This window comes from Gammaproteobacteria bacterium (assembly GCA_019911805.1).
GTDB lineage: Bacteria > Pseudomonadota > Gammaproteobacteria > Thiohalobacterales > Thiohalobacteraceae > JAHJQQ01.
The window spans coordinates 1-17,545 of sequence record JAIOJV010000075.1 but is presented as its reverse complement, the minus strand read 5'-3'; the positions used below and the strand labels follow the sequence as shown (position 1 = coordinate 17,545).

Here is a 17,545-nt window from a genome sequence, read left to right as displayed (position 1 = left end):
CCCCATGAACGCACGCGTGAAACTCGGTAACAGCCGCCGCTGGGTCATCAAGATCGGCAGCAGCCTGCTGACCAACGACGGTCGCGGCCTGGACACCGACGCCATCGCCGGCTGGGTGGAGCAGATGGTCGGGCTCAAGCAGTCCGGGCGGGAGCTGGTGCTGGTGTCGTCCGGTGCGGTCGCCGAGGGCATGTGCCGGCTGGGCTGGAAGAAGCGCCCGCGCGCGCTCCACGAATTGCAGGCCGCCGCTGCCGTGGGGCAGATGGGTCTGGTACAGGCCTACGAATCACGCTTTAAAAAACACCAGCTGCATACCGCCCAGGTACTGCTCACCCACGACGATCTCGTCGACCGACGCCGCTATCTGAATGCCCGCAGCACGTTGCGTACGCTGCTCAAGCTCAATGTCGTGCCGGTGGTCAACGAAAACGACACCGTCGCCACCGACGAAATCAAGTTCGGCGACAACGACACCCTGGCGGCGCTGGTCGCCAACCTGGTCGAGGCCGATCTGCTGGTGATCCTCACCGATCAGAAGGGCGTGTTCGACTGCGATCCGCGCCTGAATCCCGCTGCCAGGCTGCTCACCCAGGTCGCGGCCGACGATCCGGAGCTGGAACGCGTCGCCGGTGGCGGTGGCAGCGGGCTGGGGCGTGGTGGCATGATCACCAAGGTGCGCGCGGCCCGGCGCGCGGCCCGTTCGGGCGCCAGCACGCTGATCGTGTCCGGCCGCGAACCCGAGGTGCTGCGCCAGATCAGCGCCGGCGTTGAGGTCGGCACACTGCTGACGCCGGTGCAGGGCCCGATCGCCGCGCGCAAGCAGTGGCTCGCCGGGCAGATGACGGCGCGCGGGCGCCTCACCCTCGATGCCGGTGCGGTTACGGTGCTGCGCCAGTCGGGCCGCAGCCTGCTGCCGGTCGGCGTGACGGCGGTGGACGGCGGCTTCAAGCGCGGCGAACTGGTGGTGTGCGCGGGGCCGGACGGCACCGAGGTCGCCCGCGGCCTGGTGAACTACAGCGCCGAGGAGGCCCGGCGCATCATCGGCCAGCCCAGCGATCGTATCGAGGCCATCCTCGGCTACGTCGATGAGCCGGAGCTGATCCATCGGGACAATCTGGTGTTGGTGTGAGGCGTGAGGCGTGAGGCGTGAGGCGTGAGGCGTGAGGCGTGAGGCGTGAGGCGTGAGGCGTAAAAGACAAACCCTTTTTAGCCACGGAAACACACGGAAAAACACAGAAAAATTCAATGAGCAAAATCCCGGGTTGTGAGCAAATGGGTTGATTGCCGGGCTTTTACATCAGGCGTTTTCCGTATTGTTCCGTGTGTTTCCGTGGCCAGAGATGGTTTTTATTTTTCTGGGCCTGCTGACCGATTGACAGGAGTACAAGCGGTCTTCGGCTGCGAACGGTGCGGCAGATCGCGGTTCATGGCCAGTGCTTCGGGGCAGCCTCTTGGCGTACGCGCCTCACCTTCAGGCCGCTCCGACAAGGTATGTCAAAGCATTTGGTTAAGATCACCCGATTTTTCCGTGGATTCCGTGGCTAGGGTCTTTTCCTTCGCGTCCGTTGCAGTCGCAATGTCTTTCCCTGACCAGGCACAAAAAAAACCGGCCAGTGGCCGGTTTTGAGTGTCTGAAGGCCGGGCGCCCTCAGCCAGTGGCCAGCGCTTTGAGACGCGCATTCAGGCGACTCTTGTGGCGCGCGGCCTTGTTCTTGTGGATGAGACCCTTACGTGTCATGGCGTCGATCACCGGCACGGCAGCGACATAGGTGGCACGGGCAACGTCGGCGTCGCCGGCGGCCAGAGCCTTGACCGTCTTCTTGATCTCGGTGCGCAGTTTGGAGCGCTGGCTGGCATTCAGGGCGCGATGCTTCTCCGCCTGGCGGGCGCGCTTCCTCGCTTGTGCAGTGTTGGCCAAGATACGACTCCTTAATGCGTGGGCCTGAAAGGAGGCGTACTATGCGGATTTTTGCGCCGCTTGTCAACGCCGGGGCAGTGCCCGCGCGGACCCCCTGCGGGTACCGGCTGGGCACCGTGCGTAAGCTTTAAAGACATACGATTTCAATTACATAACACCATTACACGGGGTCGGTCATGGGGCGAGGTTTGGTCCGGGATACAGCGGTGGTCAGTGCCATGACGCTGCTGTCGCGGATCCTGGGGTTTGTGCGCGATCTGATCCTGGCGCGCGTCTTCGGGGCCGGTTTGGCGATGGACGCCTTCTTCGTGGCGTTCAAGATCCCCAACTTCCTGCGCCGGCTGTTCGCCGAAGGTGCCTTCTCGCTGGCCTTCGTGCCGGTGATCGGCGAGTACCGCGCCCAGCGCGACCTGGACGAGGTGCGCACGCTGGTCAGCCGGGTGGCCGGCACACTCGTCGGCATCCTGGTGGTCGTCAGCATCCTCGGCATCCTCGGTGCGCCGATCGTGGCAGGCCTGTTCGCGCCCGGCTTCCTGGACGAACCGGAGAAGTTCGAGCTCACCGTGCGCATGCTGCGGGTAACCTTCGCCTACATCCTGTTCATCTCGCTCACGGCGTTTGCCAGCGGCATCCTCAACACCTACGGGCGCTTCGCCGTCCCGGCGTTTGCGCCGGTGCTGCTGAACGTCGTGCTGATCGCGGCCGCCTGGTGGGTGGCACCGCACCTCGAGACACCGGTCATGGCGCTGGCCTGGGCGGTGACCATCGGCGGTGTGGCGCAACTGCTGGTCCTGCTGCCGGCGCTCAGGACACTGCGCCTGCTGGTCCGGCCGCGCTGGGGCTGGCGCCACGCGGGGGTGCAGCGCATCCTGAAACTGATGGGCCCGGCGGTGCTGGGCTCGTCGGTCGCGCAGATCAACCTGCTCCTGGACACCCTCATCGCCTCGTTCCTCGTCACCGGCAGCGTCAGCTGGCTGTACTACTCCGACCGGATGGTGGAGTTTCCGCTGGGTGTGTTCGGCATCGCACTGTCGACCGTGATCCTGCCCAGTCTGTCGCGCACCCACGCCCAGGCCGAGCCGCAGGTGTTCCGGCGCATCCTCGACCAGGCGTTGCGCTGGGTGGTGCTGCTGGGGACACCGGCGGCGCTGGGGCTGCTGCTGCTGTCCGGGCCGATCATGGTGGCACTGTTTCAGTACGACCAGTTCGGGGCCCATGATGCACGGATGGCGGCACTCAGTCTGATGGCCCTGTCGCTGGGACTGCCGGCCTTCATTCTGGTCAAGGTGTTGGCGCCTGCCTTTTATGCGCGGCAGGACACCCGCACCCCGGTGCGCATCGCCATTATCGCGATGATTGCCAATATGGGGCTGAACTTCGCCTTCGTGCTGCCCATGCTGTACCTCGATATCCCCGGGCCGCATGCCGGTCTGGCGCTGGCGACCGCAATCTCGTCGTGGCTGAATGCCTATCTGCTGTACCGCGGGCTGCGTGCCGAGGGGGTCTACGCGCCCCTGTCAGGTTGGCGGCCAGTGCTGCTGCGGGTGCTGGTCGCGGGCCTGCTCATGGGTGTGCTGCTCTGGTACGGCGCCAGCGATCTGCAGCTGTGGCTCGATCGGGCCGGCACGCACCGGCTGCTGAATCTGGGCCTGCTGATCCTGTTGGCCGGGGTGGTCTACCTCGGGGTGCTGCAGCTCCTCGGTCAGAACCTGCACCTGCTGTGGCGTCGCCCCGACGCCTCTCGCCCGGAAGAATGACAAGTCCTGGCAGTGCCTTATAATCACGCCTCGGGTGAGGGGCGTGCGGCTCCTCGGACAGTGGGATGGCATGCGATTAATCCGCGGTGTGCATAATCTGGGTCCGGCACTGCGGGGCTGCGCCGCCACCATCGGTAATTTCGACGGTGTGCATCGCGGGCATCAGGCGGTGCTGGGGCAACTGGCCGAGCGGGCCGCCGAGCTGGGTTTGCCGACGACGGTGATCCTGTTCGAACCCCAGCCGCAGGAATACTTCGCACCCGAGCAGGTGCCGCCGCGGCTGACGCGCCTGCGCGAGAAGCTGGTCGCGTTGCAGTCCCTGGCGGTCGATCGGGTGTTGTGCCTGCACTTCGACCGGCGGCTCGCGGAGTTGCCCGCCGACGACTTCATCCAGCGGGTGCTGATCGACGGTCTGGGGGTGCGCTACCTGGTGGTGGGCGACGACTTCCGCTTCGGCAAGGGTCGCCGCGGCGACTTCGATCTGCTGGTGCAGGCCGGCCACCGTGCGGGGTTCCCGGTGGTGAACATGCACAGCTTCGCACTCGGCGGCGCGCGGGTGAGCAGCACCCGCATCCGCGCGGCGCTGAGCAGCGGCGATCTGGAGGCCGCGGCGCAGATGCTCGGCCGGCCCTATCGGATGCTGGGCCGGGTCGCGCACGGCGACAAGCGCGGCCGTACCATCGGCTTTCCGACCGCGAACCTGTTCCTGCACCGCCGCAGTACGCCGGTGCAGGGCGTGTTTGCCGTGGAGCTGCACGGACTGGACACCGAGCCACTGTACGGTGTCGCCAATGTCGGCACCCGCCCGACCGTGGATGGCACCCGCAGCCTGCTGGAGGTGCACCTGTTCGATTTCAGCGCCGATATCTACGGCCGCCAGGTGGCGGTGGATTTCATGTACAAGATCCGCGCCGAGAAGAAGTTCGCATCGTTCGACGAGCTGAAGCTGCAGATCCAGCGCGACGTCGAACAGGCGCGGGCATTCTTTCTGGGGCGGAGTCTTAACCACGAAGGACACGAAGGACACGAAGGAAATATCTAGGAACCCCTACGGCCTCCTCAGTGAGCGCGATCCGGAACGTCTCGACGCCGTTTGAGCTCGATGGGTTTTGTTTAAGATACCTTCGTGTCCTTTGTGTCCTTCGTGGTTAAAGTAGATTTTCCCCGTAATCGAGACCGAACGAACAACCAGGACACCGATGTGGCCGAGTATAAAGATACACTGAACCTGCCGAGTACGGCCTTCCCCATGAAGGGCAATCTCGCCAACCGTGAGCCCGAGATGCTCGCGCATTGGGATGCGATCGGACTCTACCGCCTCATGCGCGAGGCAGGGGAGGGGCGGCCACGCTTCGTGCTGCACGACGGTCCGCCGTACGCTAACGGCGAGATCCACATCGGCCATGCAGTCAACAAGATCCTCAAGGACATCATCGTCAAGAGCAAGACGCTGTCCGGCTTCGATGCGCCCTACGTGCCGGGCTGGGACTGCCACGGTCTGCCGATCGAGCTGAACGTGGAGAAGAAGATCGGCAAGGCTGGCCACAAGGTCGATCATGCCGCCTTCCGCACCGCCTGCCGCGCCTATGCCGCCGAGCAGGTGGCGAAGCAGAAGGCCGACTTCATCCGTCTGGGTGTCAGCGGCGACTGGGAGCATCCCTACCTCACCATGGACTTCCGGTTCGAGGCCGACATCATCCGCGCACTCGGCCGGGTCGCGGCCAACGGCCATCTGACCAAGGGCTTCAAGCCCGTCCACTGGTGCACCGACTGCGGCTCGGCCCTGGCCGAGGCGGAAGTGGAATACGAGGACAAGACCTCGCCCGCCATCGACGTGCGTTTCGCGGTGCTGGACGATGAGGCGCTGTTGTCGCGTTGTCGGGTCGAGCAGGCCGCGGAAGGCTCCGGTCCTCTGTCAGTGGTGATCTGGACCACCACGCCCTGGACCCTGCCGGCGAACCGTGCGGTGGCACTGCACCCGGAGCTGGACTATGTGGTCGTCCAATGCGACGGCCCCCAAGGTATCGAACGCCTCGTGCTGGCCGATGCGCTGTACCAGCAGGCATTGGAACGCTACGGTATCAGCGACTACCGGGTGATCGGCAACTGCACGGGCGCCGACCTCGAAGGCCTGAAACTACAGCACCCGTTCTACGCACACGAGGTGCCGATCATCCTCGGCGACCACGTCACGACGGAGGCCGGTACCGGCGCCGTGCATACCGCGCCCGGCCACGGTCAGGACGACTACGTCGTTGGTCGGCGCTATGGCATCGAGGCCGATAATCCGGTTGGTGCGGATGGCCGCTTTCTGCCGGATACCGAACTCTTCGCCGGCCAGCACGTGTTGTCGGCGAACGACGCCGTCATCGAGACGCTCAAGTTGCGCGGCACGCTGGTGCACGAGGAGAAGATCCGCCACAGCTACCCGCATTGCTGGCGGCACAAGACCCCGATCATCTTCCGTGCCACGCCGCAGTGGTTCATCGGCATGGACCACAACGGCCTGCGTGCCAATGCGCTGCAGGAGATCCAGCAGGTCCAGTGGCTGCCGGGCTGGGGCCGGGCGCGCATCGAGGGCATGGTCGAGAAGCGGCCGGACTGGTGCATCTCGCGGCAGCGTACCTGGGGTGTGCCCATCGCGCTGTTCGTGCACCGGCAGACGGGCAAGCTGCATCCGGATACCCCGCGGCTGATCGAAACAGTCGCCCTGGCCGTCGAGCGTGCGGGCATCGATGCCTGGTTCGAGCTCGATGCCGCCGACCTGCTGGGAGACGAGGCGGCCGAGTACGACAAGGTCACCGATACGTTGGACGTCTGGTTCGATTCGGGCGTGACCCATCACGCCGTGCTCGACCGCCGCCCGCAGCTGGGCCGCCCCGCCGATCTCTATCTGGAAGGCTCCGACCAGCACCGCGGCTGGTTCCAGTCCTCGCTGTTGACCTCGGTGGCGATGACCGGTGCGGCGCCGTACCGCAGCGTCCTGACTCATGGCTTCACCGTCGATGCCAAGGGTCAGAAGATGTCGAAGTCCAAGGGCAATGTGGTCGCGCCGCAGAAGGTGGTCAACAATTTGGGTGCCGACATCCTGCGCCTGTGGGTGGCTGCCACCGACTATCGCGGCGAGATGCATGTCTCGGACGAGATCCTCAAGCGCACTGCTGATGCCTACCGCCGCCTGCGCAACACGGCGCGCTTCCTACTCGCCAACCTCAATGACTTCGATCCGCTGGAACATGCGCTCGCGCCAGAGCAGATGCTGCTGCTGGATCGCTGGGCGGTGGAGCGCGCGCGGCTGCTGCAGCACGATATCAGGCGTGCCTACGAGGACTACGAATTCCATGTTATCTATCAGCGGGTACACAACTTCTGCGCCGTGGACATGGGCAGCTTCTATCTGGATGTCATCAAGGACCGCCAGTACACCTGCCAGACCGACAGCGTGGCACGGCGCTCGGCGCAGACGGCCATGTACCTCATCGTCGAGACATTGGTGCGCTGGTTCGCGCCCATCCTGAGTTTCACCGCCGACGAGATCTGGCGTCACATCCCCGGCGAACATCAGCAGTCGGTGTTCCTCGAGACCTGGTTCGAATTGCCGGAGATGTTCCTCGCCGGTGAGCCGGAAGGTGCGCGCTTCGGCATGGATTTCTGGGGGCAGGTGATCGCGGTGCGCGAGGCGGTCGCGAAAGAGCTGGAGCGTCTGCGCGTGGCCGGTGACATCGGCTCGTCGCTGGACGCCGAGGTCGATCTCTATTGCGGCCGCGAGATCCACGACCTGCTGCTGCGCCTGGAGGATGAACTGCGCTTTGTGCTGCTGACTTCGTATGCGCGCGTACACCTGGTCATGAACCCGCCCGAGCACGGCGAGCACATCACTCTGGCCTCGGGTGACGAGGTCTGGATCACGGTCGCACCGAGCGGGCATGCGAAGTGCGTGCGCTGCTGGCACCATCGTGAGGATGTCGGTCGGCATGCCGGGCACCCCGAACTGTGCGGACGCTGTGTCGAGAACGTTGCCGGCGATGGTGAGCGGCGCTGTTATGCCTGAGGCGGCCGCTGCGCGTTCGGCGTTGCGCTGGTTATGGTTGTCCGCATTCGTGGTCGTCCTCGATCAGGTCACCAAGGTCTGGGCGGAGGCGGCGCTGCAGGGCCACGGCCCGATCGAGCTGCTGTCCTGGTTCAACCTGACCCTGGCCTACAATACCGGCGCGGCCTTCAGCTTTCTCGCCAGCGCCGGCGGCTGGCAGCGTTTTCTGTTCATCGGTATCGGTGCGCTGGCAATGCTGATCATCGTCCTGTGGCTGCGTCGCCTGTCGGCGCACGAGCGGCCGACGGCCAGCGGGCTGGCACTGATCCTGGGCGGCGCGATCGGCAACGTCATCGACCGCGCCCTGTACGGTCACGTGATCGACTTCATCGATTGGCACTACGGCGGCTGGCATTGGCCGGCCTTCAACATCGCCGACTCGGCCATCACCGCCGGCGCGGTGCTGGTGGTGCTGGCCGGGCTGTGGAGGCGTCCCGCGGGCGGTGCGGCGTGATCCCAAAAACGGTATTCGCCACGGAAGCCATTGAAATGAGTTCTCCAGAATGATTCATCCCTCGCAGATCCAGCCGGGCAGCCGCGTACGCCTGCACCTCGCCATCCGGCTCGCCGACGGCACGGTGGCGGAGAGCAGCTTCGACGACGAACCGTTGGACATCGTCATCGGTGCCGGCACACTGGTACCGGGGCTGGAGCTGGCGCTCTATGGTCTGCGCCCCGGCCAGCGTCAGACCGTGACGCTGCACCCCGAGCAGGCCTTCGGGACACACGACCCGGAGGCGGTCGGCTGGCTGCCCCGCGACCGGTTTCCGGCGGACATGAACCTCGAGCCCGGTGCACTGGTCGGTTTCACCGGCGCCGGGGACTCCGAGAACCCCGAGGCCGAAGAGGTCGCGGCCCTGGTGATCGCCGTCGAGGCGGAACGGGTGCAGATCGATTTCAACCACCCCCTGGCCGGCAAGCCCATCATCTTCGAGTCGGAAATCCTCTCCGTGGAGCCGCCGGGAGTGGAGTGAGTGAGGCGTGAGGCGTAAGGCGTGAGGCGTAAGGCGTAAGGCGTAAAAATCTTAGCCACGGAAGCACACGGAACCACACGGAAAGAATTCATTGCAAAAATCCCGTGAAAATACATGGCGAGCCACGGCAACCGGTAGCAAGAGACGGGGCATGCAGACGCCAAGTTGATTCCCGGTGTTTCAATAATAAGTTTTCCGTGTATTTCCGTGTGGTTCCGTGGCTAATACGATTTTGCCTCACTCCTCACTCCTCACTCCTCACTCCTCACTCCTCACTCCTCACGCCTCACTCACTCCAGCCTCACGCCCAGAACCCACGGCTGATCCGTATTTGCCGCTATAATGCCTCGGGCATACTCAATCGGGACACACGTCATGCAGTTGTTGCTCGCCAATCCCCGTGGTTTCTGTGCCGGCGTTGACCGCGCCATCGAGATCGTCGAGCGGGCGCTGGCCCTGTTCGGCGCGCCTATCTATGTGCGTCATGAGGTCGTGCACAACCGCTATGTGGTCGACGATCTGCGCCGTCGCGGCGCGATCTTCATCGAGGATCTGGCGGATGTGCCGGATGGTGCCACCCTGATCTTCAGTGCCCATGGTGTGTCGCGCGCCGTGCAGGAGGCCGCCACGGCGCGCGACCTGCGGGTATTCGACGCGACCTGTCCGTTGGTGACCAAGGTGCACCTGGAGGTTGTTCGGCACGCCAAGGCGGGCCGTGAATGCATCCTCATCGGCCATGCCGGCCATCCCGAGGTCGAAGGTACCCTGGGCCGCTACGACCGTGCCCAGGGCGGAGACATCTATCTGGTCGAGTCCGTGGCCGGCGTGGCGGCAGTCGCGGTACGCGATCCCGACAACCTCGCCTACGTCACGCAGACGACCCTGTCCGTGGACGATACCGCGCGTATCGTCGCTGCCTTGCGCACGCGCTTCCCGGCGATCGAGGGGCCGCGCAAGGACGACATCTGCTATGCGACCCAGAACCGGCAGGACGCGGTGAAGACGCTGGCAGACCGCTGCGATCTGATCCTGGTGGTGGGCTCGAAGAACAGTTCCAACTCGAACCGCCTGCGCGAACTGGCGGAGAACCAGGGCGTGACGGCCTATCTCATCGACGGTGCCGAGCAGATCCAAGCAGAATGGCTGGAGGGAAGGCGGGCCGTCGGTGTCACCGCCGGTGCCTCGGCGCCCGAGCTGCTGGTGCGACAGGTGGTCGAGGCGCTGCAGGCGCGCGGCGCGGAGCTTGCCGAAGAGCAGCGCGGACGGGAGGAGGCGATCACCTTCGCGTTGCCACAGGGCTTGCGTGGCTGATCGGCCAGCGCGAAAAAGGGGGCAGGGGTTAATGAGCCTTACTTAAACTATTTTTGGCCACGGAATCCACGGAACAACACGGAAGGAATTTACTATGGAAACCCAGCATGATCCCCCACGGTTTGGTTTCCCAGATTTACATAATGAGCTTTTTCACCGCTATTCCATTATTTCGAGCCTGATAATACTCATTTCAATCTCGGAAGCACACGGAAGACATTGAAATGACATCGTGTCACGAAGTGCTACCTCAGCACTTGGCAGGCGATGTGGGATGTCATGTGAAGCCCATAATCCTATAACTATTTTTCCGTGTGCTTCCGTGGCAAATATGGTTTTTGGGCTTATGGGACAGTTGTGAACCTTTTCCCGTCGGCTGTCGGCACGCTAGCGGCGCCAGCACTCGGCCGCGCCGAGGCTGCCGCTGGCGCCCTGGGTCCCGGCCTGGGTGAGGCTCAGCATTCCGCAGCGGGCGTCGGCGTTGACCGGCGTTGCCTGTAACGTAAAGCTGCTCGCCGCGACGGCGGACAAGGCGAGGTTGTAGCGCACGGTGCCACCTTCCTTGGGCGAATGGGTGAGGATGGCCGGTAAGGCGACGGCCGTGCCGCCCGGGGTCTGGTGGTAGCGGCCGTTGATGGTGAAAAACCGCTCCATGAACTGTGCCGCCTCCAGCAATACGGCCTGGGCCTCTGCGCGTTGTGACTTGCGCACCTGTTCCTGATAGGACGGGTAGGCGATCGCCGCGAGGATGCCGACGATGGCCACCACGATCATGAGTTCGATCAGGGTAAAACCGCTGGGTGGTCGTTTCTGGCTGGGCATGGGGTCATCCTCACTGCGGCTCGGGCGCCGGTCTGGTTCGTATAATGACGATCTCGGTGATCCGGTCGTTGACCTCGTACACGGATACATCCATATCACGTCGGAGGTCCCTGGCGGTCAGCGGTGTACCGTCGTCGGCATGGATGCTGACGCCGGGTTCGGTCCGATAGCGCTTGCCCGCAATGACGATGTAGTGCGAGGCGAAGCTCCAGTCCTGCAACTGGCCGCCGATCTCCACCACCTTGTCCGCCGCCATCACCATGGTGCCACCGGAGGTCAGCACGAGTGCGCCGAGCAAGCCAATACTGATCAGGGTGTTGCGCATAAATACCCTCCTCCTCAAGCCTATCGAATCTGACGCCAGGACTGCCGGCCACGAGGCAGACCGGGTTCCTCGACGATGGTATGGTTTTCACCGACGTACATGTGACCTTGTCCGTCGCCGTCGGAGATGACGATCATCTCTTCGCCACCGCCCATCTGCAGTCCGCTGACAGTACGGCCATCGGGTTGATCGTCGCCGTCGAACAGACCGTCACCATTGAGGTCGAACACCGGATGGTCGGCGCGCCCGCCTGAGGCCAGCATGATGTCCATCACGAAGCCGTTGCGCCCACCTCGCGTCCCACAGGGATCCTTGTCCGGGATCATCGTGGAGAAGCGCACCCGGTCGCGGGTCGCGCCGGAGAGCAGCAGCGGCCGGCTCACCACCCGCTCACCCACGGCACTGCCATAGATCAGATCCAGGTACCAGCCCTTTTCCGTCGTCATGGCCGTATCCGAGACTTCGCGCAGGGTGTAGCTGCGGCCGTTGGCGGTGGTGTGGTCCCCCTGCCAGGTGATGGACTGCCCCAGCAGTTCTCCGCGTCCGGTGACGGCGGCCCCGTTGTCGTCGACGATTCCGTACAGACTCTGCACCTGCAGGCTGCTGTCGTCCTGGGTGCGGAAGTAACTGCCGGTGCCGAAGGTCACGATCAGTTTGTCCGGGTTGCCGGGCAGGATGGCCACCTCGGGCGCCGCGGTGATCGGCTGCGCGGTACCGCCGGCGTCACGTGCCTGGAACAGTACCTTCCGGTTGGAGCTGTTGGCCCACGTGCTGCTGTTGCCGCTGACCTCGAAGCGCCATAGCTGGCCGCTCAGGTCGCCTGCATAGATCGTGTCGGCCGACAGGTCGGTCATCGACAGCGCCGCGGTGGGTGCGGCCAGTCCGTTGGGGGCGGCGGCCGTGCCACTGCCAGTATCGATCCTGGCGAGCAGCTGCCCGTCGCTGAGACGGACGATGAACAGCATGGCGCGGTGACTGGCGCTGTTGTAGCCGTTGCCGAATACGGCCGCCCATTCGCCGTTGCTCATGCGCACGATTGCAGGCTGGCCGACGCCGTAGCCCAGATCGGGATGGCTGAACTCCCACAGGATGTCACTCGGCCCGAAGCCCTGTGGGCTGGTGACATCCAGGGCGAACACGCTACGGCCGCCCGCGCCCATGCTGCCAACCAGCACGGTCTTCCAACTGCCGCCCCAGTGGGCGTCGCCGACCGTGACGGTACCGTCCACGAAATAGCGGTGGCTGTAGTCCGGCGCCATCACCCGGTTGATGCGGGCGAAGCTGGTGCTGATCCCGGGCAGCAGCAGCTCGCTCGGCACATAGGCGAAGCGCTCGCTGCCGGTCGCGGCGTCGAAGGCGTGCAGCATGCCGTCGTTGGCGCCCAGGTAGAGCATGTTGGGCCGGCTCTGATAGCTCGCGCTGTTGCGGAAGGTCACATAGCTGTCGCCCAGACCGCTCAGCAACCGGTAGCCGAAGTTCTTCTTGCCGGCGAACTGTGGGTTGGAGTTGATGATGTCGCCGAGCAGGCGCGCCTCGCCGCTGTTCGAACGGCTGCGGAACGAGCTGTGTGCCGTCTCGTCGCCATGCAGCCAGGCGATCCGGTTGGTGCCGAGGCCATCGGGGTTGCCGTCGAAGTCACGGTTGAGCGCGGCCTGCTGGTTGGCACCGAGATTGGCCAGCGCCAGGGATACGCCGCTGCCGGTATCGCTGTTGACGGTGACCAGCGTCCGCCCGGCAGGACTTTGTTCGCGCAGCTTCGTCTCGGCACTCCAGGCCACGCTGCCCAGCGTGCCATTGGGATTGATGTGCCGGGCCTGCAACTGGCCCGACCAGTCGGTACTGCGGAACCCGGCGGTATACAGCAGGGTATCGCTCTGCAGCGTGGCCGAGCTCGCCGCGGCCGAGGTGGACGAACTCTCCACCCGCGCGACGATGGTGCTCAGCACCGCGCCCAATTCGTTGGCGAAGGTCACGGGATCGGCCGCGCTGAAGAACCCGCCACGGCTGTTGACCGCGGCATGCAGCAGGTCATCCAGCTTGGCGCTGTTGCTGGAGGTTGGATTATCCCAATCGATGGTGGCGTGCGAGGTGATGGCAGCAAAGGCGTCATCAGGGTTCTGCGCACCGCTGACGCCGAGGCCGACACCGAAGGTCACCATGTGCTGCCAGAAGGCCGGGTTGGCGGCGGTGGTCGGTACCTCGTTGGTCAGGTCGGTGCGCAGGTCATTCTTCCAGTAGTACATGGCGACGTCGGCCAGGGTGTTGCTGTAACCGTCGGTGAACGGGGATACCGCCTCGTAGGTGTAGGACTGGTCGTTGGGGCCGGTGATCGCAGTACCGGCTGTGCCGTCATTGTTGTCACCGGCGTCGCCACTGACGTCACTTCCCGACCAGTAACCATCGGTCATGAGGATGCTGAAGTTCTGTCTACACTGCAGGTGCGCGCTGGCGTTGTCGGTACCCGGCATGGCACCCCAGGGGCCACGGTTGTCGGTTCTCGAAAAATACTGACCGACGTCATTCAGTGCCCGGCGCAGGGGTGTGCCCGAGTTGGGGATGGTGTGGCCGTAGAGCCGGTCGAAAAAACTGATACGATCGCTGCCTGTGAAGGGCCGTACCCCGTCAATCACGGTGCGTGTGCTGACCCCGTCGACAGACGTGCTGCCTTTGTTGATGGCCGCGAAGCCGACGCGCATGCCCTCGCCCTGTTCGGCGAAGGCCTTGCCGATGCCGGCGCGGGCGGCCAGGACGCGGGAGCGGTAATAGGTGTACCAGTTGGCGAAGTTCTGCATCTCCTCGGCGTAGGTGCAGGTGGGTGCGGCAGCACAATCGGTGCGGTCTTCGCGGCCGTGACCTGTGTAACTGGTCGTAGTAGAGCGGATCTCAACCTTGGTGTAGTTGTTCCAGTCTGTTTCACTGCCGCCGTTGTGCCAGAAATAGGTGGCGGGCCAAAAGGTTTTAGTACCATTATTGCAGCCGCTGGTAGTGCACCAATAATTGCTGTTGTAGTTACCATTGTCGACCGTGAGATCCCGGCAATAGGCAGCGGTCGTGCCGGTCCGTTCTGGGTTGTGCAGGGCACAACTCGGTACGGCCGGAGGATACAGTGAGCCATCATAGCGTGACCAGGGTGTATAGGTGACCGACGGGTTGTAGTAAAGGGTGTTGACCTGTGGTGAGCGCGCACGCGCATTATAGGATTCATTATCATCAACTGTGGGGACACGGTTGCCGTAGTCGCTACCACCATAGATTCCACTGGCACGCGGGAAGACGTAACGTGCATCTTGGTAAATAAGGCCATCCGGCATCAGCTCGAACTGCATCGACCCCGAGTCATCGAGGATGAACATCAGGTTGGGATCGACACTGGCGGTGAGAAAGAGCGGGACATTGGCGATGTCGACCGCCGCCTGCGCGGGCAGGCCGGTGCCCAGACCGAGGGCCAGACCCAGGTTCAGCCCCAGGCTGAGACCCAGGCTTTTGAACCGCTGTCCGTTGTGCTGCGGGATGCCGTTGGTGTGCATGATCTCTCTCCCACTATCGGTTGTGCCGATCTTCTGTGCAGCGCCCCGGCCCCGAGGGGTTGGATGGCCCCCGGCCGTGCGGCACGATGAACTCAGTCGAGTCGCTTGAACATGGTCTGCAGGATGACGATGGACGTATCCGCGCTGCCAACCCCGCGGGCCGTCACGGGATAGAAGTCTTCGACCGTCATACTGGTTGCCGTCACGCCATAGATGACCTGTTGCGACGGCTGCACATAAAACACCGGGTCGTTCGCCAGCTCGGGCGTGAAGCCGGCCACGTTGCCGCTGGATGTGCCGCCGTCCCAATCCCGCAGCAGGCCCGGGGCGACCAGGTCCTCGAGCGGCGTCGCGGTATCCGCGGTGGCCTTGTTGGCGGCCACTGCGATCCAGGTCTCACCACCGCGCAGGGCGGCCTCGGCGGCCTGCAGGGCCAGGTTGCGGTCGCGCGTGTTGCCCGCCATGCGCTCCTGCAGCGTGGTGCTCTGCATGGAGGTGACGCCGATCAGGGTCATCAGCAGCAGGAAGATGAGGCTGACGATCAGCACGGCCCCACGCTGGCGATCGGCCAGGCCCGGGGTGTAGAGGGTGGAAACGCTGGTCTGCATGGATCTGGCCCTCACGGGACGCGGTTTCTGAGTGCGATGGTGGTGTTGACTACCTGCCGCAGATGGCCGTCGGCGGTCGCCGTCGCGTTGCTGCCGGCCAGGGTGTGGGTGGCCGCGCCGCTGATGTCGTCACCGCGCCCGGTGGCCCGCATCAGCAGTGCGATCCGTACACTGGTGACGCGCCGCCAGTCATTGACGGCGTCGGCGGTCACATAGCTGTCCACGATGCGGTCGGCGTTGGTATCGATGCCGTACAGTATCTGCATGTTCTCCACGCCCTCGACCACCTCCTCGGCGGCACCGGCGGCCGCACTGTTGCCACCCGTGATGCCGAGGGGGCGGCGGAACAGCCCGGGGGGGCTGTCGGGGGCATCGTTGCGCTTGCCGACGTAGTAGATGAAGCTTTCGAGCTTGACGGCATGGCCGTTCGGCTGCGTCAGGACGTTCGCGGTCGCACTGTTGCCGGGCGAGCACCCGGTGGAGAGCGTCGCATCGACGGAGGTGCCGCTGCTCGTGTCGACGCTGCAGGCCTGGACCCAATCGATATTCTGGCAGTCGCTGAGCAGCAGGATGTCACCGGCACCGAAGCTGGCGTTGGGCGTGGTGTTGACGACCAGGGCACCGCTCGCGCCCGGGGTGATGCTGTTGATGGTCGCCAGGTTGCTGTCGCCGCGCCAGATGCGCACGATGTCCGACCCTGGCAGCGCCATCGTCGCCGCATCCAGTACCGCACCGCCGGATGTGGTCCAGCCGCCGGCACTCGCGTCAGCGACCGCGGCATTGGCGACGGGCAGGGCGAAGCTATCGCCCGGCGCCGTGCCGTTGGCCTCCCAGCCCTGGATGCCGGCCCCCGGATCGAATGACGAGGGCGGGCCGTTCAGAGTGCTGTTGACGGTGGGGACGAAGGCCGTGCAGCCCAGGTTGCCGGCCATACGGACGTCGAAGTGGAGTGCGTCGATGGCGAAGCGTGCATTCTCCTGGACCCGCGACAGGGCGTCCTGGAAGCGATAGGTCTGTTTGCTGCCGAGGAACAGCTGGATGATGCCGGTGGTCAGGACCAGGCCGATCACCAGCGCAACCATGATCTCGACCAGGGAGACGCCACGCTGGGCAGGCCGGCGGCCGGCAGACGGGGTGTGTGGCTGCTTCATAGACGTGTCACCATTTCAAAGACCTGCGGGGCCTCGGCGCCTCGGCTGTCGTCCCAGCGCACGCGGATGGTGAAGACATCGCCGGCACGGGCGATCTCGCTGTCGCCGTTCGCCAGCACGGTCGTCACCCGGGCGCGCCAGGTGTTGAGATCGTCCTGGGCGATACCGCCGCTCGAGGAGGCGGCGCCGTAGGCGAGGTCATAGCCGCCGGCGCGCGCCACAGTGACGTTGGCACGCATGGCGTCGACGATCTCGTAGGCGAGATTGGTGGCCTGGGTACGCACATAGGCACTTTGATTGTTTCTCAGCGAGGCGCCCTGCAGACCGGCCAGCCCCAGCAGACCGATGGCGAGAATCAGCACGGTGATCAGGATCTCGATCAGTGAGAAGCCGTTGCTGCGCACACCGTGACGGGGTGTCGGGATGTGCGTGGACGGTGGGCGTTTCAAGGCGCTCATGAACATGCCTCTGTAGTGATGCTGGCGCGGCCGGTGTTGGTGATGCTGATGTCGCGGGCGCGGCCGGCGTCGCCCGCGGTGCAGTCCTGCGGCTGCAAGCGGATGGTGACGGTGGTGTTGGGCGTGGCCTTGTGCCCCTGCCCGTTGAACACCAGGGTCGACACCCCGCCGGAATTCACGTTCATCTGGCGCATGGCGCCGAACTCGCGGAGGTTGTCGGCGGCGCTGGCACAGCCGCCGCCGAGGTGCACACACCAGCCGTTCTGAAAGCCACCACTGGCTGCCGTGACGCTGATGTTGGCGCCGCGCTTGATTGCCTCGCTGCGGGCCAGATTGAGCGCGCCGACCAGGCCGTTGGCCTGGGTCGCCACACGGTTGTTCTGGAGTATGTTCTGAAAGGATGGCAGGCCGACCGTGAGCAGAATCGCGGCGATGGCGAGGGTGATCATCAGCTCGACGAGCGTAAATCCGCTGTGCGTTTTCATGGCTTCTCTTCTACTCCACCGATGGGGCGGTTGTCCGCCGGTTCCCGATGAACCGGCCGGATCGGCCGACGAGCGGCAGCGGCCGGGGGTCAGGGCGTTACGGACGGGGAGTTACGAAC

At 64.6% G+C, this 17,545-nt stretch carries 15 protein-coding genes; 7 read left to right on the top strand and 8 right to left on the bottom strand.

Features of this window, described 5'->3' with window-relative positions:
• Nucleotides 1–4: 4 nt before the first annotated feature.
• Entirely contained in the window at nucleotides 5–1,129 is a 1,125-nt protein-coding gene (proB, locus tag K8I04_08835) for a glutamate 5-kinase (protein MBZ0071812.1), read from the top strand.
• A 519-nt stretch (nucleotides 1,130–1,648) separates the two neighbouring features.
• Here proB and rpsT read toward each other — a convergent pair.
• Nucleotides 1,649–1,918, bottom strand: a complete 270-nt coding sequence (rpsT, locus tag K8I04_08830; GenBank protein ID MBZ0071811.1) for a 30S ribosomal protein S20 — start codon at nucleotides 1,916–1,918, stop codon at nucleotides 1,649–1,651.
• Nucleotides 1,919–2,094: 176 nt separating this feature from the next.
• On the opposite strand from rpsT, the gene murJ reads away from it, so the two are divergent.
• From murJ to ispH, 6 genes are all read left to right on the top strand, one after another.
• Nucleotides 2,095–3,675, top strand: a complete 1,581-nt coding sequence (murJ, locus tag K8I04_08825; GenBank protein ID MBZ0071810.1) for a murein biosynthesis integral membrane protein MurJ — start codon at nucleotides 2,095–2,097, stop codon at nucleotides 3,673–3,675.
• A gap of 70 nt (nucleotides 3,676–3,745) precedes the next feature.
• Complete coding sequence (gene ribF / locus K8I04_08820) at nucleotides 3,746–4,717, top strand: bifunctional riboflavin kinase/FAD synthetase (protein ID MBZ0071809.1); 972 nt, start codon at nucleotides 3,746–3,748, stop codon at nucleotides 4,715–4,717.
• A 159-nt stretch (nucleotides 4,718–4,876) separates the two neighbouring features.
• Nucleotides 4,877–7,726, top strand: coding sequence for an isoleucine--tRNA ligase (ileS, locus tag K8I04_08815; protein MBZ0071808.1), 2,850 nt, complete (start codon nucleotides 4,877–4,879; stop codon nucleotides 7,724–7,726).
• On the top strand, nucleotides 7,719–8,219 hold the full coding sequence (lspA, locus tag K8I04_08810) for a signal peptidase II (GenBank protein ID MBZ0071807.1): 501 nt from the start codon (nucleotides 7,719–7,721) through the stop codon (nucleotides 8,217–8,219). Before ileS ends, lspA begins: the two co-directional genes overlap by 8 nt.
• 49 nt (nucleotides 8,220–8,268) lie before the next feature.
• Complete coding sequence (locus tag K8I04_08805; protein MBZ0071806.1) at nucleotides 8,269–8,739, top strand: peptidylprolyl isomerase; 471 nt, start codon at nucleotides 8,269–8,271, stop codon at nucleotides 8,737–8,739.
• Between the two features lie 375 nt (nucleotides 8,740–9,114).
• Complete coding sequence (gene ispH, locus K8I04_08800; protein MBZ0071805.1) at nucleotides 9,115–10,050, top strand: 4-hydroxy-3-methylbut-2-enyl diphosphate reductase; 936 nt, start codon at nucleotides 9,115–9,117, stop codon at nucleotides 10,048–10,050.
• Between the two features lie 387 nt (nucleotides 10,051–10,437).
• Here the strand turns inward: ispH and K8I04_08795 are convergent, their stop codons facing one another.
• The 7 genes from K8I04_08795 to K8I04_08765 all read right to left on the bottom strand — a co-directional run bounded on the left by K8I04_08795 (nucleotide 10,438) and on the right by K8I04_08765 (nucleotide 17,426).
• Nucleotides 10,438–10,872 carry a type IV pilin protein gene (locus tag K8I04_08795; protein ID MBZ0071804.1) on the bottom strand — a complete coding sequence of 145 codons (435 nt, stop codon included), beginning with the start codon at nucleotides 10,870–10,872 and terminating at the stop codon, nucleotides 10,438–10,440.
• 10 nt (nucleotides 10,873–10,882) lie between these two features.
• A complete protein-coding gene (locus K8I04_08790; protein MBZ0071803.1) occupies nucleotides 10,883–11,197 on the bottom strand; it encodes a hypothetical protein in 315 nt (104 codons plus the stop codon).
• 20 nt (nucleotides 11,198–11,217) lie between these two features.
• Nucleotides 11,218–14,724, bottom strand: coding sequence for a pilus assembly protein PilY (locus K8I04_08785; protein MBZ0071802.1), 3,507 nt, complete (start codon nucleotides 14,722–14,724; stop codon nucleotides 11,218–11,220).
• A gap of 92 nt (nucleotides 14,725–14,816) precedes the next feature.
• Entirely contained in the window at nucleotides 14,817–15,332 is a 516-nt protein-coding gene (locus K8I04_08780) for a pilus assembly protein PilX (GenBank protein MBZ0071801.1), read from the bottom strand.
• 11 nt (nucleotides 15,333–15,343) lie between these two features.
• Nucleotides 15,344–16,483 (bottom strand): PilW family protein, encoded by a 1,140-nt coding sequence (locus K8I04_08775; protein MBZ0071800.1) that lies wholly within the window; start codon nucleotides 16,481–16,483, stop codon nucleotides 15,344–15,346.
• Nucleotides 16,480–16,941, bottom strand: coding sequence for a type IV pilus modification protein PilV (gene pilV / locus K8I04_08770; GenBank protein MBZ0071799.1), 462 nt, complete (start codon nucleotides 16,939–16,941; stop codon nucleotides 16,480–16,482). The genes K8I04_08775 and pilV overlap by 4 nt, the downstream gene beginning before the upstream one ends.
• Nucleotides 16,938–17,426, bottom strand: a complete 489-nt coding sequence (locus tag K8I04_08765) for a GspH/FimT family pseudopilin (protein ID MBZ0071798.1) — start codon at nucleotides 17,424–17,426, stop codon at nucleotides 16,938–16,940. The genes pilV and K8I04_08765 overlap by 4 nt, the downstream gene beginning before the upstream one ends.
• Between the last annotated feature and the right edge of the window lie 119 nt (nucleotides 17,427–17,545).